Below are 23,681 nucleotides of genomic sequence, written 5' to 3' on the forward strand. Positions count from 1 at the left end.
CCTGACCGCGCGTTATAGTCAGGAGTCACCTCTTTACGGAACAGATTATGAAGCAGTTTCTCGACTTCCTGCCCCTGATTGTCTTTTTTGCCTTCTACAAGATGTACGACATTTTTGTCGGCACCTGGGCGCTGATCATCGCCACCGCCCTCGCGCTGGTTTACAGCTGGGTGAAATACCGCAAGCTGGAAAAAACCACGCTGGTGACCTTTGTGATGGTTGCCGTCTTTGGCGGTCTGACGATTTACTTCCACAACGCCGAATTCATTAAGTGGAAGGTCACGCTGATTTACGGCCTGTTCGCCGCGGCTCTGCTGGTGATGCAGTTCGGCATGAACAAGCTGCTGATTCAAAGCATGCTGGGTAAAGAAATCACCTTGCCAACCGAGGTGTGGACGCGCCTGAATATCGCCTGGGCGCTGTTCTTTATCGCCTGTGGTTTATTGAATATTTACGTGGCGTTCTGGCTCCCGGAAAGCATCTGGATTAACTTTAAAGTCTTCGGGCTGACCGCTATCACGCTGGTCTTTACCCTGCTGAGCGGCGTCTACATCTACCGTCATATGCCAAAGGAAGAGCAGTAATGCCGAACGAATTACCGCAAGGTGAATTAGTGCTGCGCACCCTGGCGATGCCAGCGGACACCAACGCCAACGGCGATATTTTTGGCGGCTGGCTGATGTCGCAGATGGACATGGGCGGCGCCATTCAGGCCAAAGAAATCGCGCATGGCCGCGTGGTGACCGTGCGCGTGGACGGCATGACGTTCCTGAAGCCAGTGGCAGTAGGCGATGTGGTCTGCTGCTACGCCCGCTGCGTTAAGCGCGGGACAACGTCCATCACCATCAATGTGGAAGTCTGGGTGAAAAAGGTTTCTTCCGAGCCAATCGGCCAGCGCTACAAAGCCACCGAGGCGATATTTATCTATGTCGCCGTGGATAAAGAAGGCAAGCCTCGCGCGATACCTCAGACAGATTAATGATTAAGAGAAGCCCGGCCATGCCGGGTTTTTTTATTCCCTAAGCCTTTAGACTGCAGTTAACCGGCAAGATTTAGTTATAAATAATTATTACAATCCAGGCAGTATAGGTAAATCTCGATAGCCAGAGAAGTACATCCGCAAAAGAAAAACTAATCTTAGTCAGGAATACCTTGATGAAAAAAAATGGATTTTTATCATCAATAACTCCCCGATATAAATACTTCCCGTATACACCGAAAAGCAAAATTGACAGACTCCCGGACACGTTCGCTAGTAGTGACATGATACTTGCACCTTCCCGCAACTGAGCAAAAGCTTCAGCCGTATAGGCCAGCACAAGAAAGATCAATGCCAGTCCTGATAAAATATTACGCCTGAAAAAGATGAAATTAAAAAAAAGAAAAGAATCACGTCCAACCTTTTGACCACCAAGCACCTTATAAACAAAAATGAAAAAACACCCTGCGAACATAATTAGGAAAAATAACATCATCACAGACAGCACATTAAATACAATATCATTTGAAATCATAGTGATAAATTTCCTTAGTCGTATCGCCATTCATTTCAATTTTTTCACTCTGATGTGAGGTTGTGGATGTTTTCAACCCAATACTAGGGCCAGCACCAAGGGATACACTGATGCCATCCTTACCGACAGATAAACCTGCCGTGACCTGCCCCCAGGATTAGATACAACCTTCAGTTAGTAATGTCGGTTGGTTTTTCTTCATATTTCCTGTTTCGCCAGTCCGTTGCAAATTCAGCTGGTGTCTGGTAATCCAGAGATGAATGGGGACGGCACTCGTTATAATCCTGCCGCCAGTCATTAATCGTTTTCCGGGCATGAAGAATATCGCTGAACCAGTGTTCATTCAGACACTCATCGCGAAAGCGTCCGTTAAAACTCTCAATAAATCCGTTCTGCGTTGGTTTACCTGGCTGGATAAGCCGTAGTTCCACACTATGCTCAAAGGCCCATTGATCGAGCGCGCGGCAGGTAAATTCCGGGCCCTGATCGGTTCTTATTGTCGTCGGATACCCTCGAAACAACGCGATGCTGTCCAGAATACGCGTGACCTGAACGCCTGAAATACCGAAAGTAGCGGTGATCGTCAGACACTCCTCCGTGAAATCATCCACACAGGTCAGGCACTTGATCCTGCGACCGTTGGCCAGTGCATCCATAACGAAATCCATCGACCATGTAAGGTTCGGTGCATCCGGGCGCAGAAGCGGAAACCGTTCGGTCGCCAGCCCTCTACGGCGTCGTCTGCGTTTTACGCTCAGTCCACTAAGGTGGTAAATACGGTATACCCGCTTGTGATTGATGTGAAGGCCCTCCCTACGCAGCAACTGCCAGATGCGCCGATAACCAAAACGTCTGCGTTCAATCGCCAGCTCAGTAATACGTCCTGATAAATGTGCATCAGCAGCCGGACGCTGAGCATCATAACTGCAGGTCGACAGGGACAAACCTATAAGCCGGCAGGCACGACGTTGCGACAGACCGATCGCATCACACATCAACACCACGGCTTCCCGCTTCTGGCCTGTCGTCAGTACTTTCGCCCCAGAGCCACCTGAAGCGCCTCCTTATCCAGCATGGCTTCGGCAAGCAGTTTATTGAGCCTGGCGTTCTCTTCCTCAAGCGACTTCAGGCGCTTAAGCTCGGGCACCTCCATACCGCCATACTTCTTACGCCAGATGTAAAAGGTGGCGTCGGAAATGGCGTGCTTACGGCAGAGCTCACGGGCAGAAACCCCGGCTTCAGCCTCGCGGAGGATACTGATGATCTGTTCGTCGGAAAAACGCTTCTTCATGGGAATGTCCTCATGTGGCTTATGAAGACATTACTAACATCGGTGTGTATTAATCAACGGGGAGCAGGTCAAAGCCACCGAGGCGATATTTATCTATGTCGCCGTGGATAAGGAAGGTCGCCTCGCTACGATACCTCAGATAGATTAATGCTTAAGAGAAGCCCGGTAATACCAGATTTTATTATCGTTCAATTTTAATCAGTGAATCATAACAACCAAACTCAGGGAAACGATCATAATTTCCTGACAAATCAGCCATCGTCTCGCCTTCCTCTAAAAGATGAGGATTAAACTGCTCTTCCTGTACCACAGTCTTGCCATCTTCATTAAAAATGTAGGTGGTTCCTCGTGATACATTTAATATACCCGCACCTTCGCCTTCATTTTCAGCAAACTCTCTATAAACCGCCGTTGATAAGAAAATATCAATATCGTTTAATATTTTGAAGCTATACAAAAGATACTCTCTGAGTTCTTTATCCAGAAAGCTCACACTGACCCATCCAGCATTCTGCGTTACATTAATAAAACATGATGGATTCGTATCAGAACCAATCAGCACAGTGTAGGGCTCACCTACCTTATGTTTTTTGAGGGCTTTCTTTTCATGCCATAACTCAATTGGTTTTTTCTTTGCTCTAAACCATGATTTACAGTAAAAAACATCCTTATCCATTTATATACCTCCCCGTTAGTGGTTGCGCCCCACGTCAGCCACAATGCTGTTGCCCGCGGCATATGCAAGATGGCCGGAATTCTTTCAACAGAATGATATTATTGGGCTAACGGAAGATAGAACATCAATCACATCATTATCTGTAACTATTAAGTAATGAGTTATATTATCTCCGTCATGGGCACTGACGCTTTGTTCGTTAAACCATGTTAGATATCGGGATCCTTCTACTGTATAGATCCCTATAACCATTTGACCATTCAAGTCATCTTGCATTCTTAACAGATCACCTTCGTCGGTAACACGGAAAGAATGCACCCAATCAAATGCAACACAGCTTTTTTTCGTTTCATCTGCATGACCTGAAGCTAAAATCAGTTCCAAAGTTCCAGATAAATATCTAAGATCAACTAATTGATTCATCTTAGAATAATTTACACCACAGGTGATACACATCAATTTTTCAGTCATATAAGTCACTCGTCATATCTAAATTTGATCCTGTTTTTGCCTGACTGGATTTCTAATGTTGGTCTTCCATCAGTACTGCGCTCACGAACAATAACAGTTCGACCATCAGGAAGTTTACCCACTCGGCCACCAGGAATTTCTTTAATCTCTGTAGGAGCTAATGAATCAAATTCTTTGTTAGCAGCATTATTACCGCCAGTCCTTTCAAAGAGTTTTGATCGTCCCGTTGTTTCTTGTCCCTTTGATGATGAAGATATTAAATCGTCAACGGTTTCTTTTTGCCCGTTCCGTGCATTCTCCTCATCCTGAGGCCCCCAGCCGCCCGGTGTTCCTGACCCAGTCCCACCAATATCGGCTTTTTCTTTATCCGTCGCATTCGCAACGTCTTTACCAATATTAGGCTGCCCTTTGTCATCACCATTCAACGTCTCACCTATGGCAACACCAGCACCGGCGCCTGCTGCTATTCCACCGCCCCCCGGTCCACGCCCACCTTCTATTAGCGGATTACCCCTACAGGCCCAAGGGCTTTCTGCACACATAGTACTATTCAGTGAGTTATTCTCAACCTCAACCCGGGCAGCATTTGCACCGCTGGCGGCTGAGAACGTATCGCCACCCACGCTACCGCCTGCCACTGCGCCTATAGCGGTAGCAAGGTTGCTGATGAAGTCCCTCTCTTTGCCCTCAAGCTCTTCGGCTTTTTTGCCGTAAAACGCCATTGCCAGGCCGTCGCCCATCACTGCCGAACTCATACCTCCGGCAGCTGCGGCTAGCGGGTTACCGCCCTGAGCACTGGCGAGCCCGGCCGATACAATACCATGCAGCGCAATACGAGCGGCTTCATTACCCTGACTAACATCCTTCACCAGCTTCGCCATGTAAGGCGCCGCACCGGCAGCCATACCGCCCTGAATATTGCCCCCCAGCACGCCCGCCATTACGCCAGTCACGGCGCTGGTTGCTCGCCAGAAGTCGCTGCCAGGGCCATATTCTTTATCAGCGTCAATATAGCGAGGGTCACTTTTCACTACGCCATCCAGCGCTGTGTCCGTCGCCAGCGGGTGTTGTTTACGTAACTCCTCTTTTAGCGCAGCGTTTTTCTCGTCGGCCTCTTTCATCATCGCCGATTTATAGACATCCGCAGCCTGAGTGCCCAGCGCGATAGTTTCTCTTTGGATCTCGAGACGATCTCTTACCTTATCGGCATCAAATCCGTCTTTCACGCTGTGGTTAGCATTGGCCGTGTCGCGGCTGAGGTCGGTGACATCCTGCTTCTGGCCTGCAGGATCGCGAATAACAATGCTGCCATCCGCAATTGCGCTGCTGGTCGTGCCCTGTTCTTTGCCCTTACTCTGTCCATAGCCTGTCGTTGGCATCCCCTGTGAAACAGGAGACCACTGGCCAGTGTTGAGATCCTGAGTCGCGCCACCCGACACGGAGACGTTAACGGAGTTGCCGCTCCAGTCGGATTTATTACGCAGCTCGCTCCAACCCAGCGTGCCCGTATCCAAGCGGTTTTTATCTGCCGTTGCGTCTGAGGCAATCACCGCCCCGTCCAGCTGAGTGTGATTGCCTACGGTAATGTCAAACCCACTCTGCCCGGCATGAATGCCGCTTTGCTCCAACACAGACTGGTAATTGTTACGCAGCTTCTCCGCGCTAAAGCTGGCGCTACCCTGTACCGTATTGCCCACGCAGATTGGCGGCACGCAGACGCTGACGTTGGCTCCGGACGATGTGGAGCGGCTGTCATACTTCGCGGTGTCCTGCACGCTGGCAATGGTCAGGTCGCGCCCAATATTGGCGATAACTTTATCCCCGCTCAATACCGCGCCAGTTAAAGCAGTATCGCGCCCGCTGTTGACGCTCAGAAGCTCGTCGGCGTGCACGGTGCTGTTCTTATTGCTCAGGCTATTGCCGTTGGCATGACTGTTGTTGGCGCTATAGCCAGCTTCAATCGTGATGCCGTCCTGGCTCTTACCTAATGTGAAGCCCACGCCTGCATTAAACTGGCTACCGCTGCTGCTGCTGTTTTGCGACTGAGTGTTTTGTGCAGCCGTGAGCGTAATGTCACGCCCGGCATCCAGCACAACGGTTTTCCCCCGAATATCAACGCCTGCACCTTCGATATCCTGGCGCGCTTTAAGGATGACGGACTCCCCGGCATGAAGCGTGCTGCCCTGCTGATGCTGACTGGTTGCCTCCTGCTGCTGCTGCGAGCTTCCTGCCGTAACGCTTACATTCACCTTAACGAGAGGAGCATTCATGTCATTCTGGATGGTCTGGCTGGCCATATTCAGCCCCGCCTGAGCCGCATAAATAGCCGTCAGGCGCGGATCTTTCCCATCCTGAACTGAACGGGCCGATTTTTCTGCGGCCTGCACGGCGCTGACGATAACGCCTGAGGTTGATCCTTTAACACCGTATTGCGTGGAAGAGGATTCACTTTGCGTATGACGATCGTCTTTACTGACGTCAATCCGAACGTTTTCGCCGTTCAGCAGAAGCGTTTTCCCGGCGCTGATATCCGCCCCGCTTAGCGCGATGTCCTGTCCGGCCTGCAGAGCTACATTGCCGTTTTGGCTAGCAAGCTGGCTGCGCAACGTACTTTGTTGTTGGCTCTCCAGCAGAGACGACTGACTGCCTTTGCTCCAGCCCACGGTGCCGCTGTAGCCATCGCCGCCAAGGTTGCCTACTTTCGTCTGACTGCCGTGCTGCTCATCGCGCACCGTGTGGTTTCCGGCCGTGACGCTGATGTCGCCTTTGTCCGCGGACAATAGCAGATCGTTGATTGCCGCCAGAGAACTGCCGGAAATATCTATGCGTCCTTCATGGCTGTTCAGATAAATTTCCCGGCCGCTAAGCTGAGATCCCGTCTGAGCCTGCGTTTCCCGGTCGCCGTTCGCCGATGAGCGTTCCATGCCGAACGGCAACACGTTGCTGCCGTGGCTGGCGCCGCCATTTACCGTGCGTATCGCAGAGCCAATCGTTGGCATCGCGCTGGTGACGCCCCAGCTTTTACTGTCAGACTGCTGGCTGAACCGTTCACGATCTGTCGACGCGTTGACGGTGATGTCGTGCTTCGCCTCGGCAATGATCGCCTCACCAGCCCCCACCCGGCTGCCGTTAATCAGAATATCGCCCTGGCCTGCGTTTCCTTTTGCATTTAGCTGAACGTTGCCTGCCGCCTGCAGATGGCTGCCGGCGAGGTATTCCGCATTGAACTGCGATTCACTGTGAGACGACGAGCGGCCATAGCTGATTGGCAGCGATGTCCCGAGTGAGAAATCAGCTACGGATGCAGCCCCTTCCGCGGCCAGCGCTTTAAACTGAGAGATCCCGTCCCCACGGGCTTTGACGATATCGCGAAGATTCAGCACCGAGTCGACAATCGGGTTAGATAAGGAAATCCCGATCCCCTGGCTTTTTTGAGACTGCTTCACCGTTTCCTGAACGGTATCTTTGCCAGGAATGATGGCAATGTCGCTGCCGGTAATATCAATATGGCCCGTTTTTCTTGCCGTATCGTCGGCGGAACGCCCTGCAACCATGTCGACCGCGCTCAAGGTGACCTGCTTGCCCGCATCGATAACCACGTTCCCGCCGGTGGTGCCGATCACGCTCCGCGCATCGCTTTGCTTCACTTCTGCGCCATTACGCTCAGTTTTTGCGGATTGCGAGCCAATGGTGATCCCCAGACCGCCGCCGCCAAAGACGCCGCTCTTCTTCACGCTCTTCATGCTGTAGCTTGAGCTTTGATCTTCGGCGGCTTCAACCGTGACATTGTTCCCGGCCTTCAGCGCAATGTCGCCATCAGCGGTAACCGCGGAACCTTTCACCAGCAGATCGTTGCCCGCTTTCAGCGTCACGTTATCACCGCTCAGCAGCGTTCCGGCTTCGCGGGTCGAGCTGGTTTCGTTGATGGTGTGGGTCGTTTTCTTGCTCAGGAACCCTTTTTTGGTTTTGGTTTCTTCGTCGTAGTGATAGTCGCTGTCGGTGGCCGTAGCGAGGTTGATGTCCCGCCCTGCACCTACCCCGATATCCCCGTGAGCCGTCACCTGCGCGGCCTGGGTGTTAACATCGCGCCCGGCAATAATTGTGGTGTTCCCACCGCTGGCGATCTCCGTGCCTTGTTGGCGCACAGATTCGTTGATATCAACTTTTTTCTTCGCGGTGTACTTATCGCTGTGGGTAGATTCCGCCGCCTCTAAGTTAACGTCCCGCCCGGCCTGCAACCCTACGTTCTCTTGTGCTGCCAGCGCCGCACCCATGCTGTTCAGGTCTCGTCCGGCAGCCAGGGAGAGATCCTTCCCGGCGCTAATGGCCGTGCGGGTGTTGCTGGTATCGAGGATGTCTATGCTGCTGGTCTGGCTATGGCGGCTGTTCTTCGCCACGTCCAGCGTCAGGTCGTTCCCTGCCCAGAGCGCGGCGCTGCCGCCGGCATTGAGGTTGCTGCTGGTAACGGTCAGATCGCGCCCGGCCTGCAGGTTCAGGTTCCCCCCGCTGTTGACGCTACTTCCCTGATGGGTAACCGTCTCATTGATGTTGCGGCCATGCTGGTCACGTTCCACAAGCTGGTTGCCCGTAAGGGAAATGTTATCCAGCGCCTTCAGCAGCATGTCGCCACCTGCACTGAGGTTCGCGCCGGTATTGAGGATATCTTTACCCGCGCTGAGGCTCAGGCTGTCAGTGGCGTTGATTGAGGCAAGTGGACCAACGTCAGTTTTCGTGAAGGACACATCCACCCCATACCAGCCGCTGGTTTTCCCGGATGCATTCCATTGACTGGTTAGCGTCTGGTTAATAATGCTGCCGCCTACGCTCTCAAGGCTGACCTTCTGCCCGGCGATGGTGGAGCCAATATTGTTGATATCCCCCAGCGCGCTGAGCTGCAGGCTGCCGCCCGAGTTAATTGCCCCGCCGTTAATATTGCTGATGGCGTTCTGGCTGCTGGCGCTCAGCAGCGTTTTTCCCTGCAGCGTACTGCCGTCATTGGTAATATTCCCGGCATTGAGGATCGTCTGGTTCCCGGCGATCACGCTGCCGTTATTCACCGCAACGTCCTTCGGAGAGATATACAGTTTAGGGACCAGGACATTTTGCCCGTCGATCACCGCGTTTTCCCACCACAGGATGCTGGAATCCAGCGCCGCGACCTGGTCCGCGGAAAGGCTGACGCCCAGTTTTAAGCCCAGTTTGTCACGAGCCTGAGCGGCATGGTCAATCAGGTACTGCATCTGCTCCAGATCGGAGCCGACGCCGTTCACGTAGCGGTTCCCGGTCTGGTTCAGGATCTGATTGCTGACATAGCGGGTATCAAAAGCCGCGTCCCCCAGGAAGCGATAGTCATAGTCCGGGCGCAGATTCAGGCGAGCGAGGAAATAATCCGAGCCGAGGAATTTATTGGCATCGGTATAAGCGGCGCGCATTTCCTGCGGCGCGTTTGGCCCGGCCATCCCGGCAAGCTTGTAAATATCGTTGAACAGGCTGTTGTCGAGCTTTCCAAGGCCATCCAGCTTGGGGTTGGTGACGATCAGGTACGGGCTTTTCGGATCTTTATTGACCACAAAATAGCCGTTATTGCCGGCAGGCAGCGGATAATCGCTGAGCTTAATTGGCGACCCGCTGGCCGTCAGCTTCGAGGTAATCGCCGAAATATCCGTCAGCTCAATAGGCCGATAATCATATCCCGGCGGCGGTGGCGTTTTACCTCCGCTGGATTGCGCTATCACCTGAGCGGCAGCGGCGGCAATCTCATCATTTTTTTGACGAGACGGTTCCCCCGAGGACTGTCTGGTCAGCTCGACGGCGTCACCGTTGACAGGCGTGAGATTGCCACCATTCGCCTTCGAATCCGCCAGGCCCGTCGTGTTGCCCGCTAAATCGATACCGGACCCGCCCTGCTGACTGAGATTTATATCGGCAATCTTACCGCCGGCCTGACCATAGTCCGCGCCATTCTGTGGCCGGTTATCCACGGCGGCTAATCCACCGTTTCCGGTTGGGTTTTCGATACTGCCAATCCCGCTGCCAGGCAAATTAATCGTTGCTTGCGGTGCGGCCACAGTATTATTGGTGCCCGTTTTTAGATCGGTGGCCTGCGCGCCGCCAGTAACACCTGGACCACCGGCTAAATTAAGCCCCGGCGCGCTTCGCCCTGGGGTATACCCTGGCGTATTCGCTGAGACAGCCGTATTGCTGATGTTGTTGCTAAAGTTGGCGACGACTGCGCCACCGGCCTGGATCACAGCGCGATATAGCTCACCCTGTACTTGCTGTGTAGTATGCCCGGTAAGATTATAAATAAAATTTGCTTTTATTGGTTTAAGATCAACTTTGGCCTGAGGGTTTTTAGAACGCCATGTCCCCCCAACATCAGTATATTGGTATTGATAAACATAATAATCAGTCGATGTGCCAGTTTGATAGCTCATATTACTTAATGAGATGCCACTTGCCACCACATTCCCGGCGGCCAAAATATTACTTGCCTGATTATCAAGCGTCCCTGTAGTTAAAAATAGATTACTGCCAGATGCTATTCTTGCAGCCCCTGCGCTCGCTGTGACATCAAGGTGAGTCACACCTCCGGCTATACTCCTTGTCATATACTCAGCAGTAGGAACATACTTGGCGTAATAGGTTGTATCAGTAGTGTTACAAGTACAATTCTGTATAACAGTTTCTGTCCATTTTTTTATTGTATAAGAATTAGGGTTCAAGTCCTTAAGAGCAACATTAAGACTTATATCGCCAACGGCCTGATTATTGTTTTCAGTCCATTGCCGAATATTAAACCCATCCCGCTCATTCAATAAATGCCCGGTGCGAATAGAAATATCGCCATTCTGCGTCTCAATATTTCCTGAGGTATTCACCACTTCCGCGTTGGCGTTACCCGCCGCATCACGCTGCATCCACAGGCTGTTGCCAGCCAGAATATCGCCGCGGTAGTTGCGAATGCTGTTGGCAAACAGGCTCATATTATTGCCCGCATACAGCAGCGCGCTGTTGAGCAGCGTCCCGCCCGCGCTGGCAATTAAATCACCGGCGGTACCGACGAAGCCCGCGTTGTTGATGCCGTTCTGGCTGGTCAGGCGCAGCGTCCCGCCTGCCTGTACGCTGCCTGCGCCATTCAGATTAAGCTGCCCGGCATTGAGGTGACTTTCGCCGTAGCCCGCACGCACCTGCCCGTTATTATTCAACGTGCCTGCGGCAGAGAGCTGCACGCCCTGGCCCTGCATCAGGCCATTGACGTTAATATCGCCCTGGCTACTGACCGCCAGCGCATTGCCCGCCGCCAGCGTGGTCAGCTGGTTGTAGCTGCCCTGGCTGTTAAGCGACAGGTTGCCCAGCGCCGCCACCTGCCCCTGCAGGCTGCTATTCACGGCGTTGATCCCCATATTGCCCTGGCTCAGCAGCCGCGCCCCGGCAGAGCTGTTAACCTGGCTGGCCGTGATGCCCAGGTTCTGCGTGGCATACACGGTGCCGTTGTTATCCAGTTGTCCTGGATTAACGGTTAAATTGCCCCCCTGCAGCATGCCGTTATTCAGGATATAACTGCCGCCGATCGTCCCCTGCTGCTGCGCCAGCACCGTCCCGCTGTTGCTCAGCGAGCCCGCGTTTAGCCAAAGCCCAGAGCCCTGAACCCAGCCACCGTTGGTAAACCCTGGCGCATTAAGCGTGAGCGTGCCCCCGCTCAGGAGCTGGCCCTGGTTGTTGCCGCGCTCACGCAGGTCGATGCGGGTATTGCCGTTCCCCTGAACGGTACCGGTGTTGCTTAGCTGCTGCGCCCCAAGATCCAGGCTGCCCTGGCTTAGCAGGACCGCGTTTGGCCCGTTATCCAGGCTGCCGCTCAGTGTGCCGGTGAGGGCAGAATTCGCTTCTACACGCCCCTGGTTGTTCAGTGCGGCGGCGTTGAGCGTGACCGCGTTGCCCTGAACGTGGCCCAGGTTGGTGATGATATTAGCCCCGACGGTCAGCAGGCCATTGGTCAGCAGCCTGGCGCCACTTTGTACGTCCAGGTTACCGCCCAGCGAGATGCCCAGACCTTCAACGCCGCTGATATTGCCGCCGTTATTGAGCGAGCTGCCGCTGAGCGCGAGATTTTTAGCCTGGATCTGCCCCTGGTTTGTTATCCCCGGAGCCATGACGATGGCCGTGTTATTAGCCGTGATGGCACCGGTATTCGTCAGGCCAGACGTCAGCGCCAGATCGAGGTTGCCGGTACTTTGCAGCGTGCCGCTATTTTGCAGTTGCTGAGCATTCAGCTTCAGGTACTGCGCCTGCCACAGGCCGCCGTTGATGACGTTCTGCCCGGCCACCAGCATTGCGCCCTGGGTTTGCATGGCACCGCCCAGCCGGTTGTTGATGTCCTGCTGAGGCTGCAGGGTCAGCGATTTCAGGCCAATCACCGATCCCGCGTTGTCTATCGCCGTGTTGCTGGCCGTGAGGTTGCTACCCTGAATATTACCGCGGTTCAGCAGCGCGCTGCCGCTAAGCGTTAAGTCTCCCTCGCTTAACAATGCGCCGGTGTTGTTGAACGTTCCGGCGCTTATCTGGCTCACGCCCTGGCTGAGTAAACGCCCGCCGTTGGTCAGTTGGTTATCAACCTGAGCCGTCAGCCCGCTGAGGCCGAGCGCACTGCCGCTGTTGTCCCAGTTCGTCGCCTTCACGCCCAGGGTCTGCCCCTGCATAACCCCGGCATTGCTAATCTTTTGGCCGTTCAGCGCCAGTTGTCCGCCCGTGAGCATTCTGCCGCCGGACAGGTTGTTCACCGTGGCAGCGTTAACCGTCAGGTCTTGCCCCTGCAGCGTGCCCTGGTTATCCACGGTATCGGCATTGACCGTCATTCCCTGCTGCGCCAGCAGGGTTCCCTGATTGGCAAGCGTCGACAGGTTAAGCGCCAGCGCCCCGCCGGTCTGTATTCTCCCGTCGTTCTGGTTCGTGATCGTCAGCGTGGAGGGCGTGCCTGAGGCCAGGGTCATCGCCGTATTACCCTGCAACAGGCCCGCGTTGTTGAGGGTATTCGTCGTTATCTGAACGGCGTCACCTGCCAGCGTGCCCTGATTGTCAAGGCTGGCGGTTTGCAGAGTCAGGCCTCTCTCTGCCAGAAGTTTGGCCGCGTTGCGGTTGAGGATGCTGTCGGTAAAGTTCAGCGCCAGGCTGCCGCCCTGGAGCATGCCCTGGTTATCCAGGCTCGCGCCGGAAAGCGTGAGCGCCTCTTTGACGGAGATCAAACCCAGGTTGACCATCTGCGGGATAGTCAGGCTAAGCGAACTACCGCTAACGATCTGCCCGTCGGCAAGGTTGTTGAACTGCGGGGTATTCAGCGCCAGCGTCTTGTCGCCCTTGAGTACGCCCTGGTTATCAATGCGGTTGCTGCTGAGCTCGAGCTTGTCCGCGGCAATCACGCCGCTGTTCGCCAGGGTTTCGCTCTGGCTGTGGAGCGTGTCTGCTGCCAGTAATTTGCCGCCGTTTTGGTTATTTAACTGCCCGACGATATTCAGCGCTAGATTGCCCGCAGAAAGCGTGCCCTGGTTGCTCAGGCTGCCTGCGGTGAAGGTCAGATTGTCCCGGGTCTGAACGGTGCCGGTGTTGTTTACGTCGTTAGCGGCAATGTCGAGCTGGCCGCCGCTTAACAGCTTCCCGCCGCTCAGGTTATTCAGAACACGAACGGCCGGAAGCGGAGCAGCGGCAAAACTTCTGAACAGCATCATCTGAGGGCGACTGGCCCCTGCACCGGAGAGCGACAGGCCATTATTGCCCTGCACCAGCCCGCTATTATTAAAAATGTTGACCGCCAGGCGCGCGTTATCCGCTGCCACCGCGCCGCTATTGCTCAGCGACTCCCCGCTGAAATCAAGCGTGCCGGTTGCCAGCAGTTTCCCTGTCGCCTGATTGGTGAGTCCGTTTTGCAAGGCAAGGGTGAGCGCATCACCCTGAACCATGCCACTGTTGTCGAGGTTTGCGCCGATAATATTCAGCGCCTGCTTCGCCAGCAGCGTGCCGCTGTTTGTCACGGCGGCAGTATGGAGATCCAACCCGCTGTTGCTCTGCAGCGTTCCCCGGTTATTAAGCGTGTCGGCCTGAACACCGACCTTTGTTGCGGCCAGTACGCTATTATTATCAAGCTGGCCGGTGGCAAGCTGCAGCTCGCCCTGACTCAGCATCTGCCCGTCGTTAGTGACCGATTTATCGGTGTTAATCGACAGCCTGTCTTTACCGGACAGCGAGCCGGTATTGTGCAGATCGCCGCACTGCAGCGTCAGGGTTTGTCCCTGCAGCAGTCCGGTGTTGTTCCACTGGTTGCCGCGAAGATCAAGCCAGCCCCCGGTCAGCACTTTGCCTGCCGCGCCGTTGCCAAACTGCGTGGCGTTGAGCTTCAGGCAACTGTCGCCCTGTAGCAGGCCATCATTTTGCCCTTGCAGCGTAGATATCGTGACGTTGTCACCGATAATCTGCCCGGCGTTAGTCCAGCCGCCAGTAGTCATTGCCATCTGGTTGCCCGCCAGCAGTGAGGCCCCCGCCAGATTGTTTAACTTCCCGCTCAGGTTCAAATCCAGGTTCTGGGCGTCGATGGCCCCGAGGTTATCTAAATTTCTCCCGTCGAGCTGAAGATGTTTGCCGGCAGAAATCGTGCCCGCATTGTTTAGTTCGGGCAGGGTCAGGGTGACGTCATCCCCGCCTGCCACCGTGGCACCTTTGTCGTTTTGCAGCGACGTGGCCGTTAACCTGAGTTTTCCGTCGGCCTGAATCAGGCCGCTGTTGCCTGCCTGGGCTTGCCCGGCATCAATGTCCAGGGCAGAAGCGGCGATAATGCCGGTATTGCGGAGCGGCCCGGTCTTCAGGCCGAGATAATTCTGGCTAATCAGCCGCCCGCCGTTGTCGAACGCCCCACCGAATAAAATATTCAGCGCTTCGCGGCCAAGGATCTGCCCCGTGTTTTCACCGCCATTTTGCCCGCCGGTAAGAGTGATATTTCTGCCCTGCAGCCGACCGGCGTTATCCAGACGCGCAGCCGTAACGTCGATATTTCCGTCACTTAACAGCTGGCCTGCGCCACCGTTAGTCAGCGTCTTACCCAGAGAGCTAATGGCCTGGTTACCCTGGAGCAATCCGTTATTGGTCAGGTCGTCAACCGCCAGGGTGGTATTGTTGGCCATCAGTTTCCCGGCGTTGCTGCCTTTTGCCGCCGTCACCGAGAGCGTGTTGTCGGCAAGGAGCACGCCGCCGGCCTGATTATCCAGCTCTTGCGTCAGCCCCAGCTTCACGTCGCTGGCTTCAATATTGCCGCTGTTGGTGAGATTCACCCCGTCGACCATCAGCCCTTGTTCGACGGAAATCAGCCCGGCGTTGTTCAGCTCGGGAATAGACAGCGACAGTCCGCTGCCGCTGATGATTTTCCCCTGCGCGAGGTTATTCAGCACCGAGGCGCCCAGACGCAGCGATTTTTCCCCCTGCAACAGGCCGCCGTTGACACTACGCTGGCTTTCAACGCTGAGGTCAGCCGCCGCCAGCGAGCCCCGGTTTTCGAGGCTGCTACTGGTCAGCGCGAGCTTGTCCTTACCGAGGATTTTACCGGTGTTAACAAGGTTATCTGTCGCGGTCAGGTTGAGGATGGACAAGCCAAGCAGCTTGCCGCTGTTGGTCATCTGGCTGACTTTTAGCGTTGCGCTGTCGGCCTGCATATCTCCCGCATTGGTCATCTGGCGAGCGGCAAGCGTCAGTGCTTTTTCGGCCAATACGGTGCCGCCTTCGGCGTTATTGAACGTATCGCTTGTGGCGTTGAGCGAGGAATCCCCTTGCAGCAAGCCCGTGTTAGAGACGTTTTGTGCGTCCAGCACGGCGTTGTCCGCAATTAACTGGCCCGCGTTATCTAATTCAGATGAGGAAAGCTGCAGACTGCGTTTTGCCACCAGCACGGCACCGGCAAAGTTATTGACTTTGTCACGCAGTTTCAGTTGAAGATCCTGCGCCTCAATGCGGCCCCGGTTATCGAGCGTCAGCCCTTCGAGGGTCACAGCCTGGCTGGCGGAAATCACCCCCGCGTTCACCAGGGCCTGGACGGTGACGTTCATGCCGCCGCCGCTTTGCAGCCAGCCTGCATTGGTCACGCTGCCGGCGTTGAGATCAAACTGGCCGCCCGAGATGGCACCCTCACCGTCCGGCTGACCGACGATGATTTTCCCTTGCGGGCCGTTCTTCAGTTCCCCGCTGACGCTGGCCGTTAAGCTCTCGCTTCCGCTGGTCAGCCCGCTGTTATTCCATTGCCCCGAGCCGATCGCGATGTTTTTTCCCTGCAGGCTCCCGGCGTTATTGAAATTGTCAGCCGTGAGCGAGAGTGTATCTTGCGCCAGCAGTGCACCACTGGCCTGGTTGTCTAACTGCCGGCCCGCATTCAGCGTCATGGCCTGCGATTCAATATTGCCGCTGTTAGTCAGCATCAGGCTCTCAATGGCCAGCCCCTGCTGAACGGAAATCAGTCCTGCATTGGTGAGCTGAGGGATGCTGAGCGCCAGGCCGCTGCCGCTGATGATTTTGCCGCCGCTTCGGTTAGTCAGCTCCGCGGCGGTTAACGTCAGGCTCTGGCCGCCCTGAAGCAGCCCGCCGTTGTCCAAAGAGGTTGTTTTCAGGTCGAGGGAGGCAGCGCCCAACTGCCCGGTGTTTTTTAGCTGCGCCGCTGTGGCATTCAGGTTTTTCTCTGCCAGCAGGCTGCCGGTGTTGGTCAGGGCGGTCTGCGCAGTCAGATCAAGCGTGGAAGCCGCGACCTGCCCATCGTTGTTAAAGCTATCGGAGGTACTGTTCAGATCCTTGCGGGCGGTGATTTTCCCGCTGGCCTGGTTGTCGATATTCCCCGCGATCGCCAGTGTCAAAGCATCGCTGTCCAGCGAACCCCGGTTGGTAAGATTCTGGGCATTAATCTCTAAATTTTTCTGTGCCAGCAGAGCGCCACCGGCCTGTTGTACAATGCTGTCTGCGGTGAGCGACATCCCGCCGTCAGCCTGAATATTTCCGCTAGTGTCGAGCTGTTTAGCTCCAAGCGTAACGGTATTACCTTTGGTGCTTCCGCTGTGGGTCAGCGACCCGGTGTTAACCGTGAGCGCCCCTTTTGCGGCGTGCGTGCCATTCAGCGTGACGCTATTATTCGCCTGCAGCAGCATATTGCCTTCAGATTGCAATTGCCCGCCAGCTAAGGTTTCAAATCGCTCGCCCTTGAATATCAGATCTTTTTGCGAGGTGATTTGCCCGGCGCTTTGCAGCTGCTGAGTCAGCAACTCAAGGTTGCCCCCGCTTGCCAGCGCGCTTCCCTGCAAGCCGTTAAACCGATTGCTGCTTAACGTCACATCCTGCTTGCCGTTAACCGTCCCCGCATTGCTGAAACTGTCAGCCTGAAGCGCAAGATTGCCGCCACTCAGCAGTTGACCATTTCGGCCCACAGTAAAGGCGTTGCGGTTGGTCCATGCCTGGTCGGTGCCGCTGCTCAACATGCCGTCTATCCACGCATCGCCGGTCGTGGCCATGAGCCCTGCCCCGGCCAGCATCTGGCCGTTGTGGGTGAACGAGCCAAGATCGAGCTGGATATTGCGCTGCGCCTGCAGGTTACCGCTGTTGTTAAAGCTGCCTGCCCTGGCGTTAAGGTTCCCGTTGGCCGCAATTTGGCCGCTGTTGATTAACTGGTCTGCGGATACAGCTACGTCACGCCCTGCCGTCAACTTACCGGCGTTGTCCATACGTGTCGCCGCGCTGGCCCGAATCGTGCCACCTGCATTGGCTTCGCTGGCGGCATCCGTGCTTACCGCCCCGGCATTGAGAGTGATGTCATTGCCTGCGGCGAGCAGGCCGTTGTTCAGCGCCAGTTTTCCGCTGCCGTTCAAAGATATGTCCCGGTCGCTGGCTAAGTTACCGTTGGCGACGGTGATGTCAGTACGGCTATTAACCTGCGTTGCGCCTCCGCTTTTATGCTCGCCGCTCAGCACTACGTTATCCGCCTGAGCCGTGAGATTGCCGCTCGCCAGGCTGTTATTCACCACCAGCTTGCCGTTGGCATCCAGGGTGATGTCGCCCTGGCGCGCATTCAGGTTCCCCAGGTTAACGCCCACGCCTTTGTCGCTGGACACAAGGTGAATACGGTTGGCATACATACCGCCCAGCGCGCCGGTATCCACGGCCACCACGGGCGCAGCCCCTTCTCCGGCTATCGGCGTGACTGTGCCCGTGGATGAAACGCGGTTGGCGCCCACGGTTACCTTAAGATCTTTGGCGTGAATACCGGCGTTGACTTCCGTCGCCCGGGCAATGATCGACAGCGCATCGCTTTTGCTGGCGTCAAGGCCCTGGCCTTCGACCGTGATGGTGCCTTTACTGACGTCCAGCGCCAGCAGGTTGCCTGCCGCATCAAACTGGGGTTTGCCGGTGGTCAGCGTGGCATTGGGGGTGTTGATGAATCCGCAGCCGTTACAGGTGATGCCGTAGGGGTTAGCGACCATGACGTTGGCCGCCTTGCCCGCCACTTCGGTATAGCCCTGCAGCTGTGAGCGATTGCCGCCGACGACTTCATTGATGATGCCGGTCGCTTCCTGTCCGGCCCGAAGGTTAGGGTTGTTCTGAACAAGTCCCCCGAGCTGAGTTTGCGTCAGCTGCCCGGTGGCATTGTTCAGAATCAGCCCCTCTTTTCCGACGTTATAGTTCTGGAACTGGTTATGGGAGATCCCCGCCTGGTTGGGCGTTGCAATGTTAACAACCGGAACGCCGTTTCCGGCCTGATCCATCTGCGTACCCGGCGTGACCGGGTTAATGGTCGCCGCCACTGCCGGAAACACCGGCTGACCGGCGAGCAGGCAGATGATGAGGTAACTTAACAGGCGCTTCGCTAATCCAACGGGGTGCTTATCCATTTTTTTACCTTAAATCGCCAGGCCCAGGCGGTAATAAATCACGAGGTGATCCGGCGCCAGATAGCCCGGATAATGAATTGGCGTACCCACCGTGAACTGGCTGGAGTAGTAGCGTCCGGCCACGGTGAGGCCGGCGGAAGCGCCCCACAGCGTGCCGGCAGCCTGCTTATCGTCGCTGTCATTGCGCAGCCAGCCACCGTCCACGGCAGCGTTCAGGCTGACCTCACCCAGATAAGGGAGGCTGAACAGGGCGTAGTTCAGTTCGTTGCGCAGATAGCCCCCGTTGTCGCCGGAAAGGTATTGCTCTTTGAAGCCACGCACCGAGCTTTCCCCGCCAATCGTTAAGCGCTCACTGCCATATAATCGGTCAGGTGACCATTGCCCGTAGACGCTGGTTAACCACCAGATTTTTTGCGTCAGCGGGCGCTGGAAACTGCCGCTCAGGCTCCATTTTTTGAATTCAGCTTTTGGCACGTCGCCCCGCTTGCCGTTGTCATTTTCTGCGCCAAACCAGGGCACGCCATGGCTGAATGACGGGTTCAGGGTGGCCACACCGCCCGCGATTTTCTGCGTGTGGTTAAGGCCGAATTGCAGGCTGGTGAGCTTCCGGCTGCTGCTCAGCAGCGGCGCGTCGTTCAGGTAGTTGCGGCCGATCCGGTGAGTCAGGCCGACGGAGGCGGCGGTTTTTAAGTCCCCGTTTCGGTAAAGCACATGGGAGAGGTTCAGACGATGCGTTTCGGCGCGGCCCGTCGAACGCCACAGATAACCTTTGTTATCCAGGGTGGTGAGGTAGTCGCTCCAGCTGTAGCTGTAATCTACGAGGCTATAACCCCAGGGCACGTTCACCCCGGCCTGAAAGCTTTGGGCATCATGGTCGCTTGCAAAATCGCTGCTGCGCCCACCGCTGATAAACCATTTATCTGCCAGTCCCAGCGGATTATTGGCGGTCAGTGAGGCGGTGAGTTGCCCGGTGCCGGTGCTTTTTTGCCCGCTATTATCAAACCCGGCGGCAGCAGAAAGTGGAAATTCCGGCGTCGCCGTAAGATTAACAATGGATTCCCCGGCCTTTTCACCCGGCAAGATTTCAATTTGTACCGGCGTGGTACGTAACCGGTTTATTTGCTCCATCCCCTGCTCAATATCACGCAGGTTAAGTATTTTCCCTTCCAGCCCCGGAAACGCCATTGTTAGCTGGCGTGAAGGTGCACCTTCAATACGAATGGCCTGTAGCTTGCCTTCCAGCACTGCAATATGCAGCGTTCCCTCCGAAAGATCTTGTTCGGTCAAAAATGCACGGCTGGTGATGTATCCGCGGCTGATATACCAATCAGAAATCTCCCGGGTCAGCTGATTGATCTTCGCCATGCCGAGGCATTGATTAATATAGGGAGTAATTAAGCGGTTGCGGGCCTGTTCGGAAAGCAGAGTCGTATTATCAATCTCAATATGACGAATGGTGAAACAGGGCCCCTGGTCAGGATTGACAACAGGGCTTGCCAGTCGAGGCTGGAGGCTGCGCTGAATCTCCTCTCGCTGTTGCCTGTTCTGCAACAACAAATCCTGCTGTTGCTGCTGAATAGTGTCCCGATCGGCAGGCGTTAGCGGCGCGGCATAGCTTAGGTCAGAGTAAAAAAGCGCGCACAGGAAGGCGGCTTTGTAATAATGGCGCATAAAATAAGAGTCTATTTTTGTCATTTCTTTTCAGTATGCCAGCGCAGCAATAAATAAGAAAAGTCTTAAATAAACGTCCTATTAATATTGGTAGTGAATTTGCTTTAAGTGTAATTATTCAATTTAGGATAAAGCACAAAATAGCGAATGCATTGTTTTATCCGACATAGTTTACCAAGCCATTAATTGAACGAATGTTAATCTAAAAAATAAAAAAGGCCGCGTATTCTCATACGTGGCCTTTTTTAAAGACGGGAGATGGTTAATCCATACTTGCGCCACCGCTAATGCGGAATTTGATGTTAACGGTAATGCCCTGCCCTGGCTTACCGCTCTCATAGCGCCACTTTTTCATCGCCTGCTTCACTTCGCGTTCGAACATGTTGGCCGGCTGGGCAGAGAGGATCTCGACATTATTCACCCGGCCATCGGCATCGACATCAAACTTCACGCGAACGTTGCCGTCCATACGCAGTGCAAAAGCACGCGTTGGGTACTGCGGCCTGTCGCGGCTGATAACGCGCGGCCCGGTATTCACCGATGGCGCCGGCGCTGCCGGGGCAGGTTTCACTGCTGGGGTTGGCGCAGGCTGCACAGGCGCATTGTTTTCAAACGGAGACGCCTGGCGAGGCTCAACCGGCTTAACATCACGCTTCGGCTGCTCGACCTTTTTCACCGGTTTAGGCTTCGGTTTTGGCTTGGGTTCCGGCTTATGAATCACAACTGGCGCCTCTTTCGGCGGCTCAGGTATCGGTTCTGGCTCCGGTTCAGGTTCCGCGACCGGCTGCGGCGGAGGCTGAACAACCTGAGGCTGAGGTGGCTCAAGGTCAGCAGGCGCAACCATCGTGACGCTGATCGGCTGCGAAGGTGCTGGGGACTCAATAACCTGATGTACCGAGGTGTAGAGCAACCCGGCCACAACGGCACCATGAATCCCGACGGAGAGAAGAGTCGGCCACGGAAAGCGGCGAGGTAATTCCAGGGTCATTGACGTCATAATGGTTTCAGTGTCTTTCAAGAGACAACGATTTTAAATGCAAATAACAATCATATTCAACAACGCATTGCCCAAAGGCGCACTTTTTCCTGCTACCTGCGCGAGTTTCCCGCTATTTTCTCAAGGATTTAACATCCTGTTTATCTTTCAATTGCAGTCTGCCCACGGTTCACTTAACGTGGTTTACAACCCAACACCAAGAAGGAAGAGTGCCCGTGCTGTACGTCATTTATGCCGAAGATATTGCTGATTCACTGGAAAAGCGCCTGTCCGTCCGCCCTGCCCACCTGGCTCGTCTTCAAGTGTTACGCGACGAAGGTCGGCTGCTGACCGCAGGCCCGATGCCGGCTGTTGACAGTAACGATCCCGGCAGCGCCGGATTTACCGGCTCAACGGTCATTGCCGAGTTTGCGTCTCTGGCAGAGGCGAAAGCCTGGGCGGATGCAGACCCGTATGCCGCCGCAGGCGTGTACGCTAAAGTTGAAGTCAAACCCTTCAAGAAAGTGTTCTGATTTACTGTTCTGTGAGCCTGCGGTGAGCAGGCTCAATAGCCCGTTAGTTTTCCGTCGCCTGTAAATGCTTTTGTCGGAAGTTGTCCCGGCTCAGAGGCCGTGAGAAGAGATAACCCTGTGCCAGCCTGACATTGTTATTGAACAGCATCTGCATTTGCGAAAAGGTTTCCACCCCTTCGGCAATAACGTCCACTTCACTTTCCTGAGCGCATCGGATAATACGCAGCGTTTCCTCGCTGCACGTCGCCTTGAAACAGGAACGATCAAGTTTGATAAAGTCCGTTTCCACCTGCGCCAGTCTGTCCTGTAGTTGCTCCACGCTGTGAATATCATCCCAGGCCAGTAAAAAACCGGTCTCACGAAGGCGAGCGGCATTTTCGCGTCCCGCGTCATCCAACATGACGCTGTTGTCCGTTATCTCAAAGTCGGGATTCGAGAAAGAATAATAGTAATAATGTTTTCCGGTCACTTTATCGTGAAATGATCCGAGCCCGTTAGTCATTCGGTGAATTGCCGCCTGCGGGACAACCGGCGTGCCTATCGCATCGCTGTCAGCATCCAATATGGCGCGTCCCCTGCGATCAACAATCGATAAGTGCCCTTCACTCGGGCTCTCCAGCTGGCGCAGCACCTGGCTCAGATTGATCAGATTCAGATCCATGGCAAATACGCCATAGCGCTCACCTTTGTCGTCATGCAATAGTTTGGCTATTGTCACCACGGGTAAGCCATCTACTGCATTGGCATAAATTTCAGAGTAATTAACAAAAGAGCTCTTTGCGCTAAGACGTTCGTACCAGGTGCGGCCTGCAAGAATGTAATTACTGTCTACATAGGATTTGGGAATGCTGTTATATCGACCATCGCGCGTGGCAATGATATACCCTGAAATAGCAGGCAGCATTGATATTGACGCGGTAAGTTTTTTCTCCAGCTCTTCATCTTCAGACTTGACCAGTGCTTCGACACATTCGTTGTCCAGCAAAACAGTATTTTGCCATAGTGCATTTTCTAAGGTTTTTAGCTGTTGCTTCAGAAAGAAAGTGGCGACATTATGGACAAAACCCTCATTCTCTTCATTCAGTGTGCTTCCCAGATGATTATAACTTACGCAGGCCATAATAGTGCTAAAGACGACTAACACGGAAATGATAATCACAAACAGGAAATTTATTTTCCTGGCGTAAGAAAAATCCTTTTTTATTAAATCACTGATCACTGATTTTGATATCCTGGCGATATAAGAAAATTCGCGAGGATTATGGCGTTGTTTTAGGCTTGAATGATGATCACGATCATTTTAAAAACAAATTTCCGTCATTTGGAAATAAAATTTCAGGGTAAAGGGAAGGTTTATTTCCCAGGGATTTTATGGGCACCGCACGCGGTGCCCGAACTTTATGCCCAGCGATCGTGGATGGCAAACAGCAATGAATTACGCTGCTGATTAACCAGACATTTACGAATGGCATGAATGCGCATATTGCGCCGTGACTGGCTTTCCAGCCAACGCGCCCTGCGCTTTTGCGTTTGACGCTGCATACGCCAACGCCCAACTTCCGTTCTGCTACGTCTCATGTCTACGACTCAATTTCCTAAAAAAGACGTGCCATTATAGAACCTTCTGCCGGGCAAACCATCCGTTTTGC

At 54.5% G+C, this 23,681-nt stretch carries 13 protein-coding genes; 3 read left to right on the plus strand and 10 right to left on the minus strand.

All coding sequences use genetic code 11. The features are described from left to right. The first annotated feature begins 47 nt into the window (after positions 1-47). Together B9Y90_RS01660 and yciA are read left to right on the plus strand one after the other, a co-directional pair. On the plus strand, positions 48-584 hold the full coding sequence (locus B9Y90_RS01660) for a septation protein A (RefSeq protein ID WP_039294111.1): 537 nt from the start codon (positions 48-50) through the stop codon (positions 582-584). Continuing rightward, a complete protein-coding gene (yciA, locus tag B9Y90_RS01665; protein ID WP_085540022.1) occupies positions 584-979 on the plus strand; it encodes an acyl-CoA thioester hydrolase YciA in 396 nt (131 codons plus the stop codon). The genes B9Y90_RS01660 and yciA overlap by 1 nt, the downstream gene beginning before the upstream one ends. Before the next feature lie 73 nt (positions 980-1,052). Here yciA and B9Y90_RS01670 read toward each other — a convergent pair whose 3' ends face one another. The 8 genes from B9Y90_RS01670 to tonB form a co-directional block, all read right to left on the minus strand. Further along, positions 1,053-1,514 (minus strand): hypothetical protein, encoded by a 462-nt coding sequence (locus B9Y90_RS01670; protein ID WP_085540023.1) that lies wholly within the window; start codon positions 1,512-1,514, stop codon positions 1,053-1,055. Further along, complete coding sequence (locus B9Y90_RS27530) at positions 1,501-1,626, minus strand: polymorphic toxin type 25 domain-containing protein (protein ID WP_139827333.1); 126 nt, start codon at positions 1,624-1,626, stop codon at positions 1,501-1,503. Before B9Y90_RS27530 ends, B9Y90_RS01670 begins: the two co-directional genes overlap by 14 nt. A 58-nt stretch (positions 1,627-1,684) precedes the next feature. Further along, positions 1,685-2,805, minus strand: a protein-coding gene (locus B9Y90_RS01675) for an IS3 family transposase (RefSeq protein ID WP_139827327.1) whose coding sequence is annotated in 2 segments (ribosomal slippage) — positions 1,685-2,547 and positions 2,547-2,805 — 1,122 coding nt in all. Because the reading frame shifts where the segments join, the coding sequence is not laid out codon by codon here. A 181-nt stretch (positions 2,806-2,986) separates the two neighbouring features. Beyond that, positions 2,987-3,481: a hypothetical protein gene (locus B9Y90_RS01685; RefSeq protein ID WP_085540024.1), complete on the minus strand. Its 495-nt coding sequence runs from the start codon at positions 3,479-3,481 to the stop codon at positions 2,987-2,989. A gap of 84 nt (positions 3,482-3,565) precedes the next feature. Continuing rightward, entirely contained in the window at positions 3,566-3,952 is a 387-nt protein-coding gene (locus tag B9Y90_RS01690) for an exonuclease SbcCD subunit D C-terminal domain-containing protein (RefSeq protein ID WP_085540025.1), read from the minus strand. Between the two features lie 5 nt (positions 3,953-3,957). Then, positions 3,958-18,852 carry a hemagglutinin repeat-containing protein gene (locus B9Y90_RS26330; protein WP_139827328.1) on the minus strand — a complete coding sequence of 4,965 codons (14,895 nt, stop codon included), beginning with the start codon at positions 18,850-18,852 and terminating at the stop codon, positions 3,958-3,960. A 9-nt stretch (positions 18,853-18,861) separates the two neighbouring features. Continuing rightward, positions 18,862-20,523, minus strand: a complete 1,662-nt coding sequence (locus B9Y90_RS01730) for a ShlB/FhaC/HecB family hemolysin secretion/activation protein (RefSeq protein WP_085540026.1) — start codon at positions 20,521-20,523, stop codon at positions 18,862-18,864. A 262-nt stretch (positions 20,524-20,785) separates the two neighbouring features. Then, positions 20,786-21,511, minus strand: coding sequence for a TonB system transport protein TonB (gene tonB, locus B9Y90_RS01735; protein ID WP_085540124.1), 726 nt, complete (start codon positions 21,509-21,511; stop codon positions 20,786-20,788). Positions 21,512-21,735: 224 nt separating this feature from the next. Between tonB and B9Y90_RS01740 the strand changes: the two genes are divergently transcribed. After that, positions 21,736-22,032, plus strand: a complete 297-nt coding sequence (locus tag B9Y90_RS01740; protein ID WP_085540027.1) for a YciI family protein — start codon at positions 21,736-21,738, stop codon at positions 22,030-22,032. A gap of 43 nt (positions 22,033-22,075) precedes the next feature. Here B9Y90_RS01740 and B9Y90_RS01745 read toward each other — a convergent pair whose 3' ends face one another. Then, positions 22,076-23,251, minus strand: a complete 1,176-nt coding sequence (locus tag B9Y90_RS01745; RefSeq protein WP_085540028.1) for a cache domain-containing protein — start codon at positions 23,249-23,251, stop codon at positions 22,076-22,078. Between the two features lie 179 nt (positions 23,252-23,430). After that, positions 23,431-23,610, minus strand: coding sequence for a YciY family protein (locus tag B9Y90_RS01750; RefSeq protein ID WP_008454259.1), 180 nt, complete (start codon positions 23,608-23,610; stop codon positions 23,431-23,433). Between the last annotated feature and the right edge of the window lie 71 nt (positions 23,611-23,681).

This window comes from Cedecea sp. NFIX57 (assembly GCF_900177785.1).
Taxonomy (GTDB): domain Bacteria; phylum Pseudomonadota; class Gammaproteobacteria; order Enterobacterales; family Enterobacteriaceae; genus Cedecea; species Cedecea neteri_C.

Bases quoted from the DNA above. Each gene is read 5' to 3' on its own strand.
- B9Y90_RS01690 (WP_085540025.1), bottom strand. From the start codon at position 3,952: ATGACTGAAAAATTGATGTGTATCACCTGTGGTGTAAATTATTCTAAG.
- B9Y90_RS01685 (WP_085540024.1), bottom strand. From the start codon at position 3,481: ATGGATAAGGATGTTTTTTACTGTAAATCATGGTTTAGAGCAAAGAAA.
- B9Y90_RS01730 (WP_085540026.1), bottom strand. From the start codon at position 20,523: ATGCGCCATTATTACAAAGCCGCCTTCCTGTGCGCGCTTTTTTACTCT.
- B9Y90_RS01670 (WP_085540023.1), bottom strand. From the start codon at position 1,514: ATGATTTCAAATGATATTGTATTTAATGTGCTGTCTGTGATGATGTTA.
- tonB (WP_085540124.1), bottom strand. From the start codon at position 21,511: ATGACCCTGGAATTACCTCGCCGCTTTCCGTGGCCGACTCTTCTCTCC.
- B9Y90_RS01660 (WP_039294111.1), top strand. From the start codon at position 48: ATGAAGCAGTTTCTCGACTTCCTGCCCCTGATTGTCTTTTTTGCCTTC.
- B9Y90_RS01750 (WP_008454259.1), bottom strand. From the start codon at position 23,610: ATGAGACGTAGCAGAACGGAAGTTGGGCGTTGGCGTATGCAGCGTCAA.
- B9Y90_RS26330 (WP_139827328.1), bottom strand. From the start codon at position 18,852: ATGGATAAGCACCCCGTTGGATTAGCGAAGCGCCTGTTAAGTTACCTC.
- yciA (WP_085540022.1), top strand. From the start codon at position 584: ATGCCGAACGAATTACCGCAAGGTGAATTAGTGCTGCGCACCCTGGCG.